The sequence below is a fragment of the Xanthobacter agilis genome (assembly GCF_021730435.1).
GTDB classification, from domain to species: domain Bacteria; phylum Pseudomonadota; class Alphaproteobacteria; order Rhizobiales; family Xanthobacteraceae; genus Xanthobacter; species Xanthobacter agilis.
This window is the reverse complement of record NZ_JABWGX010000047.1, coordinates 1-20,044: the sequence shown is the minus strand read 5'-3', so window position 1 is coordinate 20,044 and position 20,044 is coordinate 1. Positions and strand designations below refer to the sequence as shown.

Below are 20,044 nucleotides of genomic sequence, written 5' to 3'. Positions count from 1 at the left end.
GGGCGGACCTTGTCCGCCCGGCTCCTCCTCCGTCTGGCGGGGGAAAAAGGCGGTCGCAGCCTGAAAACACACCCCGGCCATCGACGCGACGCGCGCATCGGTCTATTCCCGTCAGCATGTCCGACCGCGCCCCTTCCGACCGCGTGATGCCCGCATCCGATCCTTCGCCCGTGCTGCGTTTTGCGCCCTCGCCCACCGGGCTGCTCCATGTGGGCAATGCGCGCACGGCGCTGCTCAATGCCCTGCTCGCGCGCCGGGGCGGGGGCACCTTCATCCTGCGCCTCGACGATACGGACACCGCCCGCTCGCGCGCCGAATATGCGGATGCCATCGCGGAGGATCTCGCGTGGCTCGGCATCGCCCCCGATGCCATTTACCGCCAGTCCGAGCGTCTTGCCCAATATGCGCAGGCCGCCGCGCGGCTGAAGGCGGCCGGTCGCCTCTATCCCGCCTACGAGACCGAGGACGAGCTGGAGCTGAAGCGGCGCCTGCAGCGCACGCGCGGCCTGCCGCCGGTCTATGATCGCGCGGCTCTCGCCCTCACCGAGGCGCAGCGTGCGGCGCTGGAGGCGCAGGGGCGCCGGCCGCATTGGCGCTTCCGGCTCGACCACCGCACCGTGTCGTGGGACGACGGCGTGCGCGGCCCGCAGCAGGTGGAGACGGCGAGCCTGTCGGATCCGGTGCTGGTGCGGGAGGACGGGTCCTTTCTCTACACTTTGCCGTCGGTGGTGGACGATCTCGCCATGGGCGTGACACTGGTGGTGCGGGGCGAGGACCATGTGACCAACACCGCGGTGCAGATCGAGATCATGGACGCGCTGGGCGGCACGCCGCCCCGCTTCGCCCATCACAACCTGCTGACGCTGCCGAGCGGGGAGGGGCTATCGAAGCGGCTCGGCCATCTCTCCCTGCGGGCGCTGCGGGAGGCGGGGGAGGAGCCCCTGGCGGTGGCCGCGGCCGCGGTTCTGGTGGGCACTTCCCAGCCGTTGCAGCCGGTGGAGAGCCTCGACGCCCTGGCGGCCCTGGTCGATCTTTCCCACATCTCGCGGGCACCGGCCCGCTTCGATCCGCAGGATGTGACCAGCCTCACCGCCCGCACCCTGCATGGCCTGCCCTATGACACGGTGGCGCCGCGCCTTGCGGCCGCGGGCGTCGGTGGCGGCGCGGCGTTCTGGCAGGCGGTGCGCGGCAATCTTGCGGTCTTTGCCGATGCGTCGTCCTGGTGGGCGGCCTGCGCCATGGCGCAGGCCGGTGATGTGGCGGCGGACGATGCCGGCTTCCTCGCCGCCGCCGCAGCGCTGCTCCCGCCCGAGCCCTGGGATGGCGCCACCTACGGCGCCTGGATCAAGGCGGTGAAGGCTGAGAGCGGACGCGCGGGCAAGGCGCTGTTCCACCCCATCCGCCGCGCGCTGACGGGGCGCGAGACCGGGCCGGAGCTGGCGAGCCTGTTGCCGCTGATGGGCCGCGCCCGCGTGGCGGCGCGCCTGAGGGGCGAAGTGGGGTGACAGGCCGGGGCGTGCCCGGCGGCGCCGGACACGGCCTTTCGACGGGGGCACCGCGCCACTCCGGTCCGATCGACGATTCCGCGATCGGCGGGCGTGCAGGCATCCCTTTCCTTCGCGCGGCCAACGCCGGAATGCGGTCCGGGCACCGGCTCATGCCATTGGCTTCGATCGTCGCCCGACGCAAATCCGCCCGCTCAAGCGCTGCGGCCTTGACCACGCGCCATGGGCATTGCCTGGTCTTTGGTCGCCGCTGGTGCTGAATGATGTGGTCCACCACGCCATGGGTGCGCAAGATGTAAGATGGGGGACCCAAGCGTTGGGTCAGCCGGCCCGTCCGGAAGGGTCCGCGGGCGAGTGTGACAGCCCACCCCGGTTCCATCGCGGACCCCGTTCCGCCGCCGATGGGCGGAGCAGGGCGCCGGGCGGCTCCGGCCTATTGCTGCGGGGCGTTCTGGGAGCGGGGCAGGGGGATGACGCGCACCGGGCGCTGGCCGGGCTGCTCCGAGGCCGGAGCCATCGGCGCCGCCACATTGGCCGCCGGGCTACCGGCCGTCGCGGTGTTCGGCGCGCTGCTGGCGCTCTTGCCCTTGGCGCCGGGGGCCGGGTCCACCGGCTTCGGCTGGGACATCTCGCGGGCCTGCTCCTCGGTCACCAGGATGTCGCCCTTCTGCAGGGTGGTCTCGTCCTCGACGCCCGCGAGCGCCTGCGCCCAGGATTGTCCCGGTGCCCGGCAGGTGCACGATGACACCAGCTCCTTGCGGTAACGCAGGGCGTTGGGCGTGGACATGTAGGACTGGCCGGAAATGCTGGAGGCGTTGCGAATATCTTCGCCGGAGAGGGTAAAGAGCTGGGTATCCGCATTGGGACACAGCTTCTTGCACAGCGCGTCCTCGGTGGCGAAGCGGCTGGAATTGGAGCTGCGCGACAACGGGAAGAAATAGCCGTCGCACATGCGCACGCACACGGTGCGCGAGCCGCCGCCGCCTGATTTCGAGGCCGGCGCCACGGCGTTGAGGTCCACGTCGGTCGTGGTCTCTTCCGGGTCGCTCTGCACTGGCGCGCCGAAGATGCTCTCAAGGAAGTTGCGCGGGCGCTGCGGCTGGGCGGGGGCCGCGGTGGTGCGCACGGCGGCGGTGTACTGGGCGCCGCAATTGTTCTGCGCCAGGGCGAGGATGAGGGCGCGCCGCTGGCCCGCCTGATCGGAACTGCCGCCTTTTTCCAGTCCCGCGATGGACGAGCGCAGGCGGGAGATCTGGTCGTCGATCTGGTCGCATTGGGGCGGCCGACCTGGATTCTGGAAGATGAGGAAGCCGCGGGGCGCGTCGCAGCCCATGTTTTTGGCCTGCGCGGAATAGCGGTCGAGGTCGCCGCGCAGCTTGGCCGCCTGTCCCTGCCGCGAGGCCCAGGAATCTGCGCCCCGGTCCAACGAGGTGAGGGAGGCTTCGAGCTGGGCGCAGGTTGAGTTTTGCTGGGCAAAGGCGCTGACCGCGCCGGCCGGCAGCGCGACCGCCACAAGAAGCCCACGGGCGAGGGTGCCGAAGCGTCGCGAAAATCCCATCCTCAGCCTTCTCAAGGTCCGTCGTGGCCGCCGGCGCAAGCCGCCTGTCCGCTCGTCTATAGCCCGCCGGGACTTTCAAATGGTGACCAAAGTGTGGAATCCGCGGCCGGCGCGCACCCCGGCCGCGGCGTATGCCTCAACTCTTGCCGCGGTTGCGGATGTTGAAGCTGTCGAAGGCATATTCCGCGATCTGCCACCACACCAGCTGATCGGTGCGCATGGCGTTCATGGAATCGAGGGCTTCCTTGAACGCGGGATTGGCCGCCGCCTGCTCCTTGTACAGCTCCAGCGCGGCCTTGTGGCCCGCTTCCATGATGGCGGGCGGGAACGGGCGCAGCTCCGCGCCCTGCTGCACCAGGCGGCGCAGGGCCGGCGGGTTCACATAATCGTATTTCGCGAGCATCCAGGTGTTGGCCGCCTCGCAGGCGAGCTTCACGATGGATTGATAGTGCTTCGGCAGGGCGGCCCAGCGCGCGTTGTTGACGATGAGGTGGAGCATCGCGCCCCCTTCCCACCAGCCGGGATAATAATAGTATTTCGCCACCTTCACGAGGCCGAGCTTTTCGTCGTCATAGGGGCCGACGAACTCGGTGGCGTCGATGGAACCGCGTTCCAGCGCCGGATAGACGTCGCCGGGGGCGATCTGCTGCGGCACCACGCCGAGCTTCGCCAGCACCTGCCCGCCCAGCCCGCCGATGCGGAACTTGAGCCCCTTCAGATCCTCGACCGAGGTCAGCTCCTTGCGGAAGAAGCCGCCCATCTGGCAACCGGAGTTGCCGGCCGAGAAGGCGGTGACATTGTAATCGGCGAGCACCCGGTTGATGATCTCGGAACCGCCGCCAAACTGCCACCAGGACTGCTGCTGGCGCGAGTTGAAGCCGAACGGCACGCCGGTGCCGAAGGCCAGGGCGGTGTTCTTTCCGGTGTAGAAATAGGTCGCCGTATGGGCGCAGTCCACCGAGCCGGTGGAGGTGGCGTCTAGAGCCTGGAGGCCGGGCACGATCTCGCCGGCGGGGAAGGTCTGGATCTGGAACTTGCCGTCGGTGGCCTCGGCCACATACTGGGCCAGGATCTGGGCGGTGCCGTAGATGGTGTCGAGCGAACGGGGGAAGGACGAGGTCAGGCGCCACTTGATGTCGGGAGCGCTCTGGGCGATGGCCGGCGCGGCCACCGCGGTGCTGGCGGCGACGGCGGCGGTGGCGCCCATGAAGCGGCGGCGCTTGATGTCCATAAACAATCTCCTTTGGTCCGTGCGCCTCGGTCTCGTCTTCGGGCCCAGCTTCGGTCTGGGGCCCAGCTTTGGTCCGGGATCTTGGCGTCTGCACGGTCCATCCGGCTCGTGATGCGGCCGGGTCTGCGGGTTTCCTGTAATGGTGGGACCGCAGGGGTGTCATGGGCCGCGGCCGGCGTCAATCGGAATGCGGCGCTTCCGCTGGCGGGACCGGCGCCCCATATGAGGGCGATCCGTTCCCGAGGGGGCTTTATGATGCCAAAGGTGACTTTCTTGCGGCGTGCCGCGATGCTGGCCCTGGCGGGCCTTGCCCTGTCGTCCAGCGTGGCGGCGGCACAGGAACCGGACCTCATCTTCAGGAAGTCCACCGTGTGGAAATTCCTGACCCCCGACGACAAGCTCGCCGTCTACGGTATCGACGATCCGCTGGTGGACGGGGTCGCCTGCCACTATACCACGCCCGAGAAGGGCGGCGTTTCCGGCATGTTGGGGGTGGCGGAAGAGGTGTCCGACATCTCGCTGGCGTGCCGTCAGGTGGGGCCCATCACCTTCAAGGGCAAGTTCGATCAGGGGGCGGTGGTGTTCCGCGAGGGGCGGTCCTTCTTCTTCAAGAAGATGCAGATCGTCCGGGGCTGCGACACCAAGCGCAATGTGCTGGTCTATCTCGTCTATTCGGACAAGCTGATCGACGGCAGCCCGAAGAACTCCACCTCGTCCGTCCCCATCATGCCGTGGGGCGGCACCGGCGCGGTGCCGCGCTGCGCCGACTATCTGAAATAGGGCGCGGGGACCCTTCAGCGCGAGCAGGTGATGGCGACCGTGCTCGCGCACAGGGGGGCGGAGCAGGCGGCCGGGATGCCGGATGCGTTGGCCGCCAGCGGCTCGTTCTCCACCCGCCCGAAATCGAGGGCGCTGGCGTAGTCGTGGGAGCGGCACCAGGCGGAGGCCACCTGCTCGCCGCAGGGGGCGCCAGAGGCCAGGCACCCGTCCACGCCGTAGCCGTCCGAATTGTCGATGATGAAGACGCGCGTGTCCGCCAGGGCGACGGTGGACAGAAGTGCGGCGCCGGCGACGACCAGCGCTCGAATGGTCCGCATGGCTAGAAGCTTCGTTTCCTGTTGACGCCGTGCCGGCAGCGGCGAGTGGCGCCGCGGGCCGTCTTTCTTCCGGGGACACGCGGCGCCGGGATCGGCGCGCCGCCACGCGGCGAAGTGAACATGCGAAGGGCATAGCTGCGTCACCGGAGGCCGGTCAACCCGCGAATGCCGCACCGCAGCATTCCGTTTTCGGCAGGGCAAGGCGGCGTCCGTCGCGGCCGTTTTCGGCCTCATGGGGTCGGCACCGGGACATGGCCATGCGCGCCGGCGACCGGTGGCGGGATCTCCGCAAGGTGTGAAAGGCCTTGACGCAAGCGCTGCGGCGAACCATTGTCCGCCGCCATGAACGGCCCTTTTTCCATCTTCGGCACTCGCCTGCCGATTATTTGCGGTTAGCCCGAGAAGCTCGCCGCGGCCGTCCCTTGCTGCACCCTTAAAGCCCTTTAAGGACCTGGACGCCCCGGCCGGCGGACCGGCATGCGCGCGTCCGCGCGCATCTTGAGGCATGCGCGGCTATCGCGCCTATGAGGGAAGCGGAGCGATCCATGGAGCTGCGGCTTCACAACACCCTGACCCGGTCGAAGGACGGCTTTCGTCCGCTCGATCCGCTGAACGTGCGCATGTATGTGTGCGGGCCCACGGTCTATGACCATGCCCACATCGGCAATGCGCGCCCCGTAATCGTGTTCGACGTGCTGTTTCGCCTGCTGCGGCGCCTTTATGGCGAGGCCCATGTGAAATATGTGCGCAACATCACGGACGTGGACGACAAGATCAACGCCCGCGCCGCCGACCGCGGCATTTCCATCCGCGACCTCACGGAGGAGACCTATCGCTGGTTCCGCGAGGACACCGCCGCGATCGGCTGCCTGCCGCCGACGGTGGAGCCCCGCGCCACCGAGCACATCGCCGAGATGCGCGCGCTCATCGAGAAGCTGGTGGCGGCAGGTCACGCTTATGTGGCCCAGGAGCACGTGCTGTTCAACGTGCCGTCCATGCCCGATTACGGGCAGCTCTCCCGCCGCCCGCTGGACGAGATGATCGCCGGCGCGCGGGTGGATGTGGCACCCTACAAGCGCGACCCCATGGACTTCGTGCTGTGGAAGCCCTCCGACGTCGGCGTGCCGGGCTGGGAATCGCCCTGCGGCATCAAGACTCCGGGCCGTCCGGGCTGGCATATCGAATGCTCGGCCATGTCGTGGCGCCACCTGGGTGAGACCTTCGACATCCACGGCGGCGGCATCGACCTCGTGTTTCCGCACCACGAGAACGAGATCGCCCAGTCGCGCTGCGCCTTCCATACCGGGGTGATGGCCCAGATGTGGCTGCACAACGGCTTCCTGATGCTGGAAGGCGAGAAGATGTCGAAATCGCTCGGCAATTTCGTCACCATCCGCGAGCTGCTGGAAGAGTGGCCGGGCGAAGTGCTGCGCCTCGCCATGCTGTCCACCCACTACCGCCAGCCCATCAACTGGACCCGCCAGGGCCTGGGCTTCGCCGCCAAGACCCTCGACAAATGGTACCGCGTCGTCGGCGAGGTGGAGGCCGAGGGCGGCGAGGGCAATCCCTTCGAGCACGAGATCGCCGAACGCCTGTCCGACGACCTCAACACGCCCTCCGCCATCGCCCATCTGCATCATCTGGCTGAGGTCGCGGAGCACGAGGAGACCTCTTCCGCTTTGCGCCGGCGCTTCAAGGGGGCGGCCAACCTGCTTGGTCTGCTCGGCGACACCGAAGACGGGTGGCGCGCGCGGGCCAAGGCGGCCATCGCTCTCGACGAGGGCGTCATCGCCGGCCTCATCGCCGAGCGTCTCGCCGCCCGCAAGGCCAAGGACTTCAAGCGGGCCGACCAGATTCGCGAGGAGCTGGCGGCGAAGGGCATCGTGCTGATGGACAACAAGGACGGCACCACCAGCTGGGAGGTGGCGCGATGAACGACAGCGCGCGCGTCTCCCTGCGTCCGTTCCTGCCGGCGGATGCGCCTGCCCTGGCGGCGCTGTTCCGGGCCGCCATCGAGGAGCTGACCGGCGACGATTATGACGCGGACCAGCAGGAGGCGTGGGCTGCCGCGGCCGATGACGAGGAGGCGTTCGGCGCCCGCCTTGCGGGGCTGCTGACCCTGGTGGCCCTGCGTTCCGGCGCGCCGGTGGGTTTCCTGGCGCTGAAGGACGACAGCCATATCGACCTGCTCTATGTGCATCCGGAGGCGGTGGAGACCGGGGTCGCCGCCACCCTGTGCGCCGCCGCCGAGGCCCTGGCCCACGGCCGGGGCGCCAAGGCGGTGACGGTGGACGCAAGCGACACCGCCCTCGGCTTCTTCCTGCACCGGGGCTACCAGCCCGAGCGCCGCAACACCGTGTCGCTCGGCGGCGAGTGGCTGAGCAATACCACCCTGCGCAAGGTGCTCGGCGAAGGAGGCCGCCTGCAATGACGCGTGAACGCCTCTATCTGTTCGACACCACCTTGCGCGACGGCGCGCAGACCAACGGCGTCGATTTCACCGCCGCCGATAAGCTGAAGGTGCTTGGCCTGCTGGACCGCCTGGGTGTGGATTATGTGGAGGCCGGCTACCCCGGCGCCAATCCCACCGACACCCAGTTCTTTGCGCAGACCCATCCGGCGCGCGCCCGCGTCACCGCCTTCGGCATGACGAAGCGGCCTGGCCGCTCGGTCTCCAACGATCCCGGCATCGCCGCCCTGTTGGAGGCGAAGGCGGACGCCATCTGCTTCGTGGCCAAGGCTTCCGCCTATCAGGTGCGGGTGGCGCTGGAGACCACCCGGGAGGAAAATCTCGCCTCCATCCGCGACAGCGTACAGGCCGCGGTGAAGGCCGGGCGCGAGGCGCTGGTGGATTGCGAGCACTTCTTCGACGGCTACAAGGAAGACCCGGACTTCGCCCTCGCCTGCGCCCGCGTGGCCTTTGAGGCCGGCGCGCGCTGGGTGGTGCTGTGCGACACCAACGGAGGCACCCTGCCGCACGAGGTGGAAGCCATCGTCTCCCAGGTGGTGAAGGTGGTGCCGGGCGATCATCTCGGCATCCACGCCCATAACGACACCGAACAGGCGGTGGCCAATTCGCTGGCGGCGGTGCGGGCCGGCGTGCGCCAGGTGCAGGGCACGCTCAACGGCCTGGGTGAGCGCTGCGGCAATGCCAACCTCTGTTCCATCATTCCGACGCTGCTGCTGAAGCCGGACTATGCGGAGCGCTTCGACATTGGCGTGTCGCGCGAGGGGCTGGCCGATATTGCCCACGTCTCCCGCGCGCTGGATGAGATGCTGAATCGCGCGCCCGATCGCCACGCGCCTTATGTGGGCGAGAGCGCGTTCGCCACCAAGGCCGGCATTCATGCCTCCGCCATCCTGAAGGACCCGGCCACCTACGAGCATGTGCCCCCGGAGGCGGTGGGCAACCGGCGCAAGCTGCTGGTCTCCGACCAGGCGGGCAAGTCCAATGTCATCGCCGAGCTGGAGCGGCTGGGGGTCGCCGTGGACAAGGCCGACCCGCGCCTCTCACGCTTGCTCGACGAGGTGAAGACCCGCGAGGCGCTCGGCTATTCCTACGAGGCGGCGGACGCCTCCTTTGCGTTGCTGGCGCGCCGCGCGCTGGGGTCGGTGCCGGACTTTTTCATGGTGGAGCGCTTCAGCGTGAATGTGGAGCGCCGCTACAACGCCAAGGGCGAGCTGAGCACGGTCGCGGAAGCCATCGTGAAGGTGCATGTGGGCGATGAGGTGCTGATCTCCGCCGCCGAAGGCAACGGCCCGGTGAATGCGCTCGACGTCGCCTTGCGCAAGGACCTCGGCAAGTATCAGCCGCTGATCGCCGGCCTCCACCTCACCGATTACCGGGTGCGGGTGCTGAACGGCGGCACCGAGGCGGTGACCCGTGTGCTGGTGGAAAGCGCCGATGAAAAGGGCGAGCGCTGGACCACGGTCGGCGTGTCCCCCAACATCATCGATGCTTCGTTCGAAGCGCTCCTGGATTCCATCACCTGGAAGCTGCTGCAGGAAGGCGCCACCGCCTGAGGCGTTCCGGCGCGGGGACTTTTGCAAGAATACAAAAGCCGATGGGATCAGACGGCCCCGGAGCGGATGCTTCGGGGCCGTCTCTGTTTCCGTGTCCGGCGGGCTCAGGCGTGGCCGGGTTTGCCGTGGCCGGCGAGCAGGGAGCGGATGAGCACGGCGATGGTGGTGCCGTTATGCAGGGCCGCGGTGGCGATGGGCGAGAGATAGCCCAGCACCGCCGCCGCCAGGATGGCCGAGTTCGCGCCCACCGCCACGTTGAAGTTGGAGCGGATGAGCCGCATGGTCGATTGGGAAATGTCCACCATGGCCGCCAGCGAATCGAGCCGGTCGTCGGTGAGCACCATGTCGGCCGTGGCGCGGGCGATGTCCGCCGCCCGTGGCATGGCGATGCCCACATGGGCGGTCATCAGCGCCGGGCCGTCGTTCACCCCGTCGCCCACGAACGCCACCTTGGCGCCGGCGGCCTTCAGCTCCGCGACGATGCGGGCCTTGTCCTCCGGCTGCTTCTCGTAAAACACGTCGTCGAGCCCCAGCGCTTCGCCCAGGGCCAGGGCCTTGGCGCGGTCGTCGCCGGTGATCATGACGATGCGCTTGATGCCGAGCTCTCGCAGCCGGGCCAGGGTGGCGGGGGTTTCTTCCCGCACCCGGTCGCGCAGGGCGAACATGGCGAGCGGCTTCTGGTTGCGCGCCGCATAGAGCAGGGACTTGCCCTCGGCCTGGAAGCGCGCCACCTGCGCCCGCTGCCTGGCGAAGGAAATGTTTTCGTCATCCTCCAGGTAGTGGCGGCTGCCGAAGCGGATCACGGCCCCATCCACCTCCGCCTCCACCCCATGGCCGACGATGAAGTTGACTTCCTCGTGGGGCACATGGGCGAGCTGGCGCTGACGCGCCAGCTTCACCACCGCGCGGGCGATGGGATGGTTGGTATGCTCGCCGAGGGAGGCCACCAGCGCCAGCGCCTCCTCCTCGTCCACACCGGGATTGAGGGGACATACGTCCGTGACCTGGAGCGTGTTGTGGGTGAGGGTCCCGGTCTTGTCGAAGATGATGGTGTCCACATCGGCCAGAAGCTCGATGGCCTGGCCGCTCTTCACCAGGCAGCCCTGCTTGGCCGCCTGGAACATGGCGGTCTTGAGCGCGATCGGGGTGCCGAGCTTCACGGTGCAGGAATAATCCACCATGAAGACCGATTCCATGCGTCGCCAATCCCGCGTCAGGGCGAACACGCCCGCCGCCGAGCCGAGCGTGATGCCCACCCTCTTGTCGGCCAGGGCTTCCGAGACGCACTCGATCTCCGCCGGCCGTTCCAGCGCATCCTGGATGTAGCGGGCGATGCGGCCGGTGGTGGTGGCCGCGCCCACCCGCTCGGCGCGGATGACGAGCCGCCCGTCGGTGATGATGCCGCCGGCGAGGGCGGTGCCGCCCGGCGCGCGGGGAATGGGCAGGCTCTCGCCGGTGACGGCGGATTGGTCCACATAAGCGTCGCCACGGACCACCGTGCCGTCCACGGGAATGGTCTCGCCCAGGCTCACCACCACATGCTCGCCGCCCTTCAGGCCGTCGAAAGGAACCTGGAGCATCTGCCCGTCGTCGGTCTCGATCCACACATCGTCGGGCGCGCGATGGAGCAGGGAGCGCAGCAGCTCGTCCGACCGCTCGATGGTGGTGGATTCGATATAGTCGGCGAGCTCCACCAGCAGGCGGGTGAAATTGGCGGTGGTGTATTCGCCGCGCGCCGTGGGCAGGCCCATGGCGATGGCGTCCAGCACCTCCACCTTCAGCCCGTGCTGAATGGCGGCGGTGATGCCGCGCGCGATGGTCGGGGCGATGTTGGCATAGGTGAGCGCCGCCGCCGCCGGGCGCGGCAAAATGCGCGCGGCCACCAGCGTCGCCGCCGACAGCACCAGCGGCGCGGCATCCGAGCCTTCGGTCTGCACCATGGGCGGGGCGCTGGCCGGCGGGTTGGCGGCGCGGGCGAGGATGCGCGCCCGCACGTCCGCGCTGCCGTCATAGCTGACGACCAGCGCGCGGCAGCCGGCATTCATGCGTACGGCGGAGACGCCGCGCAGGTCGCGCACGGCGGTGGCCGCGCGCGCCAGATGGTGGGGGTCGACGCCCAGCTTGAGGCGCAGGCGGCGCGGAACCTCGTGAACGATGCGGACGCTCACGGGCTCTCTCAGCTCCCGCTGGACAGGGTGGTGGGGACCTCCTCATCCGCGGGCGCGGTCGGCTCCGGCGTCGCCGCCGCGGCCACTTCCGCCTCCGCGTCGTGCAGGCGCTCCTTCAATTCCTCGACGCTGCCCTGGAGGAAGCCCCAGACCTGCACGGCGGTGCGCAGGATGGTGCGCTGTGCGGTCTCATTGGTGAGCAGATAGGCCGCGCCGGCACCGACCACGAGACCCTTGATGAGGGAGTCCGCCGCCGGGTGCTGATGCCAGTTGAATCCCGAGCCCTGCTGCTGGGCGCCTTGCGGCTGAGAACCCGGAGCGCCGGTCACGCCGGGGGCCGCGCCGGGCGCGAACGGGAAGCCGGGCGGTGGGTAGCCGGGCGGGAAGGCGCCGGCCTGTCCGTGCGGGCCCCGCTGCCCGCGGTCTCCGCCTCGCCCGTCGCCTTGGGGGGCGCCGGCGGCCATCCCCAGCGGTCCGGGGGCTGCGCCCGGCGCGCCGTCATGGGGCGCAGCTTCGCCTGCGCCGGCGGCGGGGCCGTAGCCATAGAAATGATAGTGATAGTGCACGCCCTGGCTGGCGCCATTGTCGTCCGACATGATTGCAACTCCTGAATGCGGTTCGCGGAATGGGGCGCGGCGCCGGCTCACGCCTTGGGCGGCGTCTCGGAGGCGGGCGCCTGCTCGCCGCTGCCCGCCGTGCTGAAGACGGAGGAGAAGGCCGCGCGCACGTCGGGCCGATTCAGCAGCACCACCACACCGGCGCCGATCGCGGTTCCAATCCAGAAGTTGGAACCGCTCGCTCGGGCGATGCGGGTGAGATTGGAGAGGCTGAAGCCATCCTTCAGCACGCCCTCCAGCACGTCGAGGGCATCGATGCGCGGTCCACCGGTGCCCTGCGCGCCACCCGGCTGGGGACCGGGGCCGGCCTGTGGTCCGTAACCCGCCTGTGCGCCGAACCCGGCCTGCGGGCCGTAGCTCCCTTGCGGACCATAGCCCCCTTGCGGACCATACCCGCCGCCAGGGCCGCCCTGGGCGCCGTAACCCGCCTGACCTCCGGACCAACCGCCGGTGGACCATTGGCCGGTCGGCTGAGGGCCGCCCTGGGTCGGGCCGGATTGAAAGTCACCCCATTGCGGGCTCTTCTTCGACATCGGTTCTTCCTCGGATCAAAAACGCCGAAAACGTGGGTGGGATCGCAAAGTGTGCCCGCGGAGGCGGGGGAGGGCAAAGGTCAGACGACATGGGCCGCAAGTACGCGCTCCACCTCGTCAACGTCGGCCACCAGCAAGCGCGGCCATACGGCCGCGGGGATCAATTGCGGGTCATATTCCACAACGACGGTCAGGGCCGCCGCGTTGAGACGGGTCGTTTTCACGCCCTGGATGCGGCCCACCAGCGCCACGAACGGCGCCGGGTCCACCGTGGGCAGGTGGATCAGCGCCGCGAGGTCGAGCTTCAGCCGGATGCGGCCGGGCACATGGTGCGCAATGGACACGAAACGGCGCAAATGCAGGAACGGCGAAAGGTCTGGAATCATGGGGGTGTCAGGTCCTGGTCGCCCATCTGGCCGTTGGGATCGGGTTCCGCGTGCGCCCGATTCCGGGCCGTCTGCGGTTGGGCAAAATGCGTCCCGTGAGGGCGGTTACAGCGGTCGAATGGCGGTGGGCATGCGAGGGGGACCGGCCACCACCGCGTCTGTCCGTCCGCGTTGCGCTGTTCCGGCTGCGCAGGCCGACGGTCTTGCCCTTCGCGCTGAACAAAATCAGATGCGCCATCGACCCGCGACTCCGTCGATCGTCCGCTGGCAGGGGCGCGTCGCCGCAATGCCACATGGCTTTACTGCCACGTTTGCATCCAAATGAGAAGGTAGACTTTGATATGGGCCAGAAAAAAGCTTCGCGCGTGCCACATAGACCAGTGTGGGCAAATAATAGAATTAGTCTAATCAAAAACAGATGGATTGTTGTGGCGAGGTGAAAGCGGGCGGGTGCGCATGGCTTCGGTTGGCCACGGCGCAGGGGGGGGGGCGTGGCCGGCTCTCAACAGCCGGCTGCCAGCGTTCCCGTGTCGGGGTTCCGGTCTCAGCCCCGGAGGTGATGAACCAGGATCGAAACGCCGATGCCGATCAGCGTAACGCCGGCCAGGACCTCGGCGATGCGGCCCCAGCGTTCGCTGATGAGCCGGCCCATCAACATGCCGCCCGAGGACATGATGAAGGTCGCAAGCCCGATGGCGAGGGCGATGACCAGGATGTTCACATCGAAGAAGGCCAGCGAGACGCCGACCGCCATGGCGTCCAGGCTGGTGCCGATGGCGGTGGCGATGAGCACGGGAAGGGAGGCCTTGGGCGGCTCCGCGTCCGCGCTGCGGTGCAGGGCGGCCCACAGCATGTGCAGCCCCACGGCACCGAGCAGGCCGAACGCGATCCAATGGTCCACCGCCTCCAGGAGGCTGCTGGCGGCGATACCGGCGGTCCAGCCGATGATCGGGGTGGCGGCTTCCACGATGCCGAACACCGCGCCCGTGCGCAGGGCTTCGGAATAGCGCGGGCGGCCGAGCGCGGCGCCGCGCCCGACCGAGACGACGAAGGCATCCACAGACATGCTGAAAGCCAGCGCGGCAATGGCGAAAGGAGACATGACTCGAGGTCCGCCGGACGGTTTTGACCGCGTGCCGACGCACCCCGTCCGATAGGGTGCGCGGTTCACGACGGTCTTGCCGGGCCGAGCTTTCGGCTGGTCGCACCACGCTCAGCGCATCCTTGTGCGCCTGTGCGAGTGTGTTGACGCGACCCCGCCCCAACGGCGGTGGCTACTCCCCGATGGCCGCGAAATAGCGGTAAGGCCGGCGCAAGTCAAACGCCGCCGCGCGGAAATTGGTGCATTGCCGCATCGCCGCCGGAGCTTTTGGGGCAACAGCGTGCGCCGGTGCCGGATGGGGCGCGGGTCAAGCCGGTTCAACTTCGCGTGTGCCTTGCCCATTCATCGCGTCGCGAAAATGTTCTAGAGCGGGAGCGGGGCCGTCGCGGCCGTCGCGGCGGAAGGGAGAACTGCAATGCAGGGGATGACCAGCCGGGGACGCCGCAGCGTCATCGCGGGCCTGAGCGCGGCATGGATGGCTTGTGTTCTGGCGGGGCCCGCCATGGCGCAGAATGATCCGCTGGCGCCGCCGCCGGATCTCGACGCCGCTGGCGTGCCGGTGCCGGTGGACGGCACCGCCATTGAGGGCAACAACAACCCGCCGCCTATGGAAATGATGGCCATTCCCGTGCCGCCCAGCACCTGTTCCGGCCTCGTGGCGGCGGTGAAGCAGCAGGGCGCGGTGCTGGTGCCGACTGGCGGCGGCAACGCCCAGCGCTATGTGCTCGATGTCGCCTATTGCGCCGAAGGCCAGTCGGCCAAGCCGGCCTGGCTGCCCATGCCGGACAATCCCAATTGCTTCGTCGGCTACACCTGCGGAACGGCCAACAACGACGGCGGCAAATAAGCTCCGGGTCCAATCCGCGCCGAAACAGGCCGCCGCGTTCGTGGCGTCACGCCCCCGCCGGCGGCCTGCGCTGGCTGCGTGATCGGGGTTTCGAGCGCTTGCCTTGGGGCCGTGCCGCCGCCAGCGCCGAAGCCGGTCAAATACACCGCATTTTCGATGCTCTTGCCGGCGCGCATTCCAACTCCGGCCGCGCCCCGCAAAGCACCGAGCGTCAGCGGCGGCGCTTGCCGGGGCGGGCGGGGGCGTCCTGCGCCGGGGGCGTGGGCGCAGCATCCGGCGTCGCCGCCTCCGGCACGGCCTGGGTGAGGGCGGCGGCGAGCGCGGCAGGATCCCCCTCGACGCGGAAGGTCTTCAGCCGCGCGGTGGCCCCCGCCGTCAACGAAACGCGCGACGGGGATACGCCGAGCGTCGCGGCGATCACCCGCGTGACGGCGGCGGTGGCGGCGCCATCTTCCGGCGCCGCGCGGACCCGCACTTTCAGCACGCTGCGCCCATCCGCCAGCAGCGCGACGCCGTCCAGCCCGTCGCGCCCGCCCTTCGGCGTGGCGCGCACATGAAGCTCGAGGCCGCCCGCGACCGGGCGAAAGACGCTCAAGGGCTCAGAACACGTTGGGGTAGATGTAGAGCCCGATCACCCGCTGAAGGAAGAAGATGATGAGGATGAGGATCATCGGCGAGAGGTCGATGCCGCCCAGGCTCGGGATGACCGAGCGGATCGGGGCGAGCAGCGGCTCGGTGATGCGGAAGAGGAACTCACCCACATTGTGGACGAACTTGTTGTAGGGGTTCACCACGTTGAACGCGACGAGCCAGGACAGGACGGCGGCGGCGATCAGCAGCCACACATAAAGGTTCAGGACGATCAGAATGACGTCGAGCAGCGCGCGCATGATGGTGTGGGCCCCTTGGCAGTGCGGTGGCAAGCAATAGCCTCTCGACAGGGGCTCGAACAAGGCCATTGCGCGGTGCGGGATGTCACGGCCCCGTTAAAGCTCCGGCAACCCCCGCAATGTCCCGCCCTTGACTTGCCGGTCATGCACGGGCAGCTTCCCGGCACAGCGGAGGGGCTAAGATCAGCCCTTTCCAACCCCACGGACAAGCATGCGCAGCTATCTGGACTTCGAGAAGCCGGTTGCCGAACTCGAGGCCAAGGTGGAAGAGCTCCGGGCGCTTTCGGCCTCCGACGGCGTCGCGATCGGCGATGAGGTGCAGCGCCTTGAGGGCAAGGCCCGCGACGCTCTCGTCGCCCTCTATGCCAATCTTTCCCCCTGGCAGAAAACCCTTGTGGCCCGCCATCCGCTGCGGCCGCATTTCGCCGCCTTCGCGGCGGGTCTGTTCGAGGAATTCACGCCGCTCGCGGGCGACCGCAAGTTCGGCGAGGACGAAGCCATCATCGGCGGCTTTGCCCGGTTCCGGGGCGAGAGCGTCTGCGTTCTCGGCCATGAGAAGGGCTCGACCACCGAGACCCGCATCCGGCATAATTTCGGCATGGCCCGCCCCGAGGGCTATCGCAAGGCCGTGCGCCTGATGGAACTGGCCAACAGCTTTGGCATTCCGGTGATCTCGCTGGTGGATACGGCCGGCGCCTATCCCGGCATCGGCGCCGAGGAGCGCGGGCAGGCCGAGGCCATCGCCCGTTCCACCGACGCCTGCCTGGGGCTCAGCGTGCCGAATGTCTCGCTCATCATCGGCGAAGGGGGGTCCGGCGGCGCCATCGCGCTCGCCACCGCCAACCGGGTGCTGATGATGGAGCACGCCATCTATTCCGTGATCTCGCCCGAGGGGGCGGCCTCCATCCTGTGGCGGGACACCGCCAAGGCCCAGGAGGCGGCCACCAACATGAAGATCACCGCCCAGGATCTCCTGAAGTTCGGGGTCATCGATTCGATCGTGAAGGAGCCGGTGGGCGGTGCCCATCGCGATCCGGAAGCGGCCATCGCCGCCGCGGGCGACGCCATCGCCGAAGCCCTCGGCTCGCTTGCCGACCTCGACGGGCCATCCCTGCGCCGGGCACGGCGGGAGAAGTTCCTGGCCATCGGCCGCGGCCTTTAGCTGCGGCGGGGGCAGGGCGCAATCTCATCTTGGCCGCATTTGGCCCCTTTCCTGGACGGGAGAAGGGGCCTTGCCGCACGATGATGATGGGCGCGTCATCCTTGGGTTTAAGGTTTCGTCAAGGGTCGGGGGCTGATGATGGCCGCTACGGTACCCGGACCGGTATCAGGAGTTCCGCGTTGAGCCGTCCGAAGACGATATTCTCGTCGCGCGTCCGCATGGCGGCGTTGGCCGTCACCGCTGCGCTCGCCCTTTCCGCCTGCAATCAGACCGACGAGGTCGCGCGCAAGGCGAACAAGCCCCTGTCACCGCAGATGGTCTCGCTCATCGGCGAGAAGAACATGACGCCGGCGACCCCGCTCCTGGTGCGGATCTTCAAGGAAGAGGCCGAGCTGGAAGTGTGGAAGCAGACCACGTCCGGCGATTACGCGCTGTTGAAGACCTATCCCATCTGCCGCTGGTCGGGCGAGCTTGGCCCCAAGGTGAAGATGGGCGACCGGCAGGCGCCAGAGGGCTTCTATACGATCTCGCCGGGGCAGATGAACCCCAATTCCAATTATTACCTCTCCTTCAACCTCGGCTTCCCGAACGCCTTCGACAAGTCCTACGGCCGCACGGGCGAGTTCCTCATGGTGCACGGCGACTGCTCGTCCGCGGGCTGCTACGCCATGACCGACGAGCAGATTTCCGAGATCTTCTCGCTGGCGCGGGAGAGCTTCGCGGGCGGCCAGCGCGCGTTCCAGGTGCAGGCCTATCCCTTCCGCATGACGCCGAAGAACATCGCGCGCCACCGCACCAATCCGAACATGGCCTTCTGGCGCAACCTGAAGCAGGGCTACGACCATTTCGAGGTCACCCGCCAAGAGCCCAAGGTGAATGTCTGCGGGCGCCAATATGTGTTCGATGCCCAACCCATGCCCGGTGCGCGGTTCGACGCCGATGGGGCCTGTCCGCCCTATCAGGTGCCGTCGGCGGTGGCGGACGCGGTCGCGGCCAAGTCCCGTGCCGACGACGCGCAGGTGGCGGCGCTGTCCCAGACCGCTCCGGTGGCGCCGGTGAAGACCGGGGCCGATGGCGGCATGCACCCGGTGTTCCTGGCCGAGATCAAGCGCAAGCAGGGCGCCAGCGAATTTGCGTTCTCGCCCGAGGCGCCCGGTACCATTCCAGAGACCACGCGGCCGCCCAAGATGGACGAGAGCGTGGCGCTCAGCAGTCTTGGCGCGCCGGCTCCGGGCGCGGAAGCGGCGGTGCCCGCCGCCGCGCCGGCCCAGCTCGCGCCAAGGCCGACGGCTGCGGCTGCGGTTCCTGCGGCGGGGGCCAAGCCCCAGGCGGTAGCCGGCGACAAGCCCCAGGCGGCAGCCAGCAAGCCGCAGGCATCCAACTCGCCGTTGCCGAAGCCGTCGCTGGTGGTGGCGGGCCGGCCGGCAAACGTAGCCGCATCCGACACCTTGCAGGGCGCGTCCGAGGTGATGCCGACCACGACCTTCACCCGCTGAGCCCGAGGCCGGCACGCCAAGGGTGTGTCGCTTCCGCCTCGGCGCGGATGCGGCCGCACCTCGGGGGCGGCTGCCCTTTCGGTCGGGACGGGGTGTCGTCCACATTCCGGGCATGATCGGGACAACGCCCCCACACGGTTATCTCCCAGAACAACCCCATCCTTCGAGGCGCTTTCGATCCGCGCATCCAATGGGACGCATGTGGCCGGGCACCATGCCGCACGCGGTGCGGGCGGCCTTCGTCAGGCTCGGTTCCGCTCGGCGGCCGAGGACGGATCGGGCTTGGCGCAGGGTGTTTGCCAGTGGGTGCTGCGGTGCTTTTCCGAGCGAAATGGACCCCCGTTCGGGTCAAGACCATGCGTTCAGCGAAAGTCCTGGAGCCTTCGCCGGGAGCCGTTGCGTGCGGACATCACGCGGCAGGGCGCGCGCGACCTGCCGCGTGATGTCAGCGGCCGGCGATCCTCTCGGCTCGGGTCGACCCATCTCGCATTCGTCCGGGCCGGCGATGGTGTGGCGCGGCAGGGCAATGGGATGCGGTCTTCTTTTGTCATGGGAAGCCCTTGATATGTCGTTCGTTGTTCGCACTTGAACGGTTAAGGTCACGCTCTCCGGTCGAGGACTGACGCTCGATAGGGGATGATTGCACGGGCGGGTTGCGGCGCGGGCGTGGGACAGCGCATTGTGGCATGTCCATGCGCGGTCGGCGCGACGTTCGTGGACGGTGAAACGGACAACAAGGAGATTGAGACGATGGCTTTCAAGAACATGGCAGCACGTCTTTCGATGATCGCCGGTGCCGCTGTCCTCAGTGCCGTGTCGGCCTTTGCTCAGCCGATCGTCGGCGACGCCGAGGTGGGTGTGAGCCAGGTGAAGGTGTCGGTGATCGCGGTCGACGCCGATACCCGTCAGGTCGTCCTCAAGGGGCCGGAAGGCAACATCTTCACGGTGAAGGCCGGGCCCGCCATCAAGAAGTTCGACGAGATCAAGGTCGGCGATACGGTGACCATCACCGAGACCGACGCGGTGATCGTCGACATCGCCAAGCCCGAGGCCGGCGTCGGCGTGGGCATCCAGGTCTCGCAGGCGGTCGCCACCGATCCCAACAGCCCCAAGCCCGCCGGTGCCGTGGTGGACACCATCCGCCTCACCGCCGAGATCGTGCGTCTTGATCCCGATGACGCCACCGTGACCCTGAAGGGTCCGGAAGGCCGCCTCTACCTCGTCCAGGCGAAGAAGCCGGAGCACAAGGAAAAGGTGAAGGGGCTGAAGGTGGGTGATCTGGTGCAGGTGACCTTCAACCAGTCCGTCGCCATCGCCGTGACCAAGTAAGGTCCGGACTGTTTCCATCCCCGGCTGAGGCGGCCTGCCGCAGCCGGGGGCAGGATGAACAAAGGGCCGGATCTCGTCCGCGCACATTGCGGACGAGATC

The 20,044-nt window shown here is 68.4% G+C and carries 19 protein-coding genes; 9 read left to right on the top strand and 10 right to left on the bottom strand.

Going from position 1 to position 20,044, the window contains the following annotated elements:
• Positions 1-146 precede the first annotated feature (146 nt).
• Positions 147-1,505, top strand: a complete 1,359-nt coding sequence (locus HUW53_RS21005) for a glutamate--tRNA ligase (RefSeq protein ID WP_237347704.1) — start codon at positions 147-149, stop codon at positions 1,503-1,505.
• Between the two features lie 433 nt (positions 1,506-1,938).
• On the opposite strand, the gene HUW53_RS21000 is transcribed toward HUW53_RS21005, so the two are convergent.
• Together HUW53_RS21000 and HUW53_RS20995 are read right to left on the bottom strand one after the other, a co-directional pair.
• On the bottom strand, positions 1,939-3,063 hold the full coding sequence (locus HUW53_RS21000; protein WP_237347703.1) for a DUF2865 domain-containing protein: 1,125 nt from the start codon (positions 3,061-3,063) through the stop codon (positions 1,939-1,941).
• A 136-nt stretch (positions 3,064-3,199) separates the two neighbouring features.
• Positions 3,200-4,288 (bottom strand): TRAP transporter substrate-binding protein, encoded by a 1,089-nt coding sequence (locus tag HUW53_RS20995; RefSeq protein ID WP_237347706.1) that lies wholly within the window; start codon positions 4,286-4,288, stop codon positions 3,200-3,202.
• Positions 4,289-4,582: 294 nt separating this feature from the next.
• Here HUW53_RS20995 and HUW53_RS20990 point away from each other — a divergent pair, with 294 nt between their 5' ends.
• Positions 4,583-5,074, top strand: coding sequence for a CreA family protein (locus tag HUW53_RS20990; RefSeq protein ID WP_237347705.1), 492 nt, complete (start codon positions 4,583-4,585; stop codon positions 5,072-5,074).
• A 14-nt stretch (positions 5,075-5,088) separates the two neighbouring features.
• On the opposite strand, the gene HUW53_RS20985 is transcribed toward HUW53_RS20990, so the two are convergent.
• Positions 5,089-5,391 carry a hypothetical protein gene (locus HUW53_RS20985; RefSeq protein ID WP_237347702.1) on the bottom strand — a complete coding sequence of 101 codons (303 nt, stop codon included), beginning with the start codon at positions 5,389-5,391 and terminating at the stop codon, positions 5,089-5,091.
• A gap of 545 nt (positions 5,392-5,936) precedes the next feature.
• Between HUW53_RS20985 and cysS the strand changes: the two genes are divergently transcribed.
• The 3 genes from cysS to cimA are packed head-to-tail and all read left to right on the top strand — an operon-like array spanning position 5,937 to position 9,414.
• Complete coding sequence (gene cysS, locus HUW53_RS20980) at positions 5,937-7,325, top strand: cysteine--tRNA ligase (protein WP_237347701.1); 1,389 nt, start codon at positions 5,937-5,939, stop codon at positions 7,323-7,325.
• On the top strand, positions 7,322-7,822 hold the full coding sequence (locus HUW53_RS20975; protein ID WP_237347700.1) for a GNAT family N-acetyltransferase: 501 nt from the start codon (positions 7,322-7,324) through the stop codon (positions 7,820-7,822). Before cysS ends, HUW53_RS20975 begins: the two co-directional genes overlap by 4 nt.
• The gene (gene cimA / locus HUW53_RS20970) at positions 7,819-9,414 is read left to right on the top strand and encodes a citramalate synthase (RefSeq protein ID WP_237347699.1); all 1,596 of its coding nucleotides are present in this window, start codon (positions 7,819-7,821) and stop codon (positions 9,412-9,414) included. The genes HUW53_RS20975 and cimA overlap by 4 nt, the downstream gene beginning before the upstream one ends.
• Before the next feature lie 104 nt (positions 9,415-9,518).
• On the opposite strand, the gene HUW53_RS20965 is transcribed toward cimA, so the two are convergent.
• The 5 genes from HUW53_RS20965 to HUW53_RS20945 form a co-directional block, all read right to left on the bottom strand.
• Entirely contained in the window at positions 9,519-11,582 is a 2,064-nt protein-coding gene (locus HUW53_RS20965) for a heavy metal translocating P-type ATPase (RefSeq protein WP_237347698.1), read from the bottom strand.
• Between the two features lie 8 nt (positions 11,583-11,590).
• Positions 11,591-12,178, bottom strand: a complete 588-nt coding sequence (locus HUW53_RS20960) for a hypothetical protein (RefSeq protein WP_237347697.1) — start codon at positions 12,176-12,178, stop codon at positions 11,591-11,593.
• Positions 12,179-12,225: 47 nt separating this feature from the next.
• Positions 12,226-12,732: a hypothetical protein gene (locus HUW53_RS20955; RefSeq protein WP_237347696.1), complete on the bottom strand. Its 507-nt coding sequence runs from the start codon at positions 12,730-12,732 to the stop codon at positions 12,226-12,228.
• 80 nt (positions 12,733-12,812) lie between these two features.
• A complete protein-coding gene (locus tag HUW53_RS20950) occupies positions 12,813-13,118 on the bottom strand; it encodes a hypothetical protein (RefSeq protein WP_237347695.1) in 306 nt (101 codons plus the stop codon).
• A gap of 544 nt (positions 13,119-13,662) precedes the next feature.
• Positions 13,663-14,220 carry a manganese efflux pump MntP gene (locus HUW53_RS20945; protein WP_237347694.1) on the bottom strand — a complete coding sequence of 186 codons (558 nt, stop codon included), beginning with the start codon at positions 14,218-14,220 and terminating at the stop codon, positions 13,663-13,665.
• Positions 14,221-14,722: 502 nt separating this feature from the next.
• Between HUW53_RS20945 and HUW53_RS20940 the strand changes: the two genes are divergently transcribed.
• A complete protein-coding gene (locus tag HUW53_RS20940) occupies positions 14,723-15,067 on the top strand; it encodes a hypothetical protein (protein WP_237347693.1) in 345 nt (114 codons plus the stop codon).
• A 211-nt stretch (positions 15,068-15,278) separates the two neighbouring features.
• Here the strand turns inward: HUW53_RS20940 and HUW53_RS20935 are convergent, their stop codons facing one another.
• On the bottom strand, positions 15,279-15,662 hold the full coding sequence (locus HUW53_RS20935) for a DUF167 family protein (protein ID WP_237347692.1): 384 nt from the start codon (positions 15,660-15,662) through the stop codon (positions 15,279-15,281).
• A 4-nt stretch (positions 15,663-15,666) separates the two neighbouring features.
• The gene (locus tag HUW53_RS20930) at positions 15,667-15,957 is read right to left on the bottom strand and encodes a YggT family protein (RefSeq protein ID WP_237347691.1); all 291 of its coding nucleotides are present in this window, start codon (positions 15,955-15,957) and stop codon (positions 15,667-15,669) included.
• A gap of 211 nt (positions 15,958-16,168) precedes the next feature.
• Here HUW53_RS20930 and HUW53_RS20925 point away from each other — a divergent pair, with 211 nt between their 5' ends.
• The 3 genes from HUW53_RS20925 to HUW53_RS20915 all read left to right on the top strand — a co-directional run bounded on the left by HUW53_RS20925 (position 16,169) and on the right by HUW53_RS20915 (position 19,944).
• Positions 16,169-17,119, top strand: coding sequence for an acetyl-CoA carboxylase carboxyltransferase subunit alpha (locus tag HUW53_RS20925; RefSeq protein ID WP_237347690.1), 951 nt, complete (start codon positions 16,169-16,171; stop codon positions 17,117-17,119).
• Positions 17,120-17,298: 179 nt separating this feature from the next.
• Positions 17,299-18,615 (top strand): L,D-transpeptidase family protein, encoded by a 1,317-nt coding sequence (locus HUW53_RS20920; protein ID WP_237347689.1) that lies wholly within the window; start codon positions 17,299-17,301, stop codon positions 18,613-18,615.
• Positions 18,616-19,365: 750 nt separating this feature from the next.
• On the top strand, positions 19,366-19,944 hold the full coding sequence (locus HUW53_RS20915; protein WP_237347688.1) for a hypothetical protein: 579 nt from the start codon (positions 19,366-19,368) through the stop codon (positions 19,942-19,944).
• Positions 19,945-20,044: the final 100 nt, after the last annotated feature.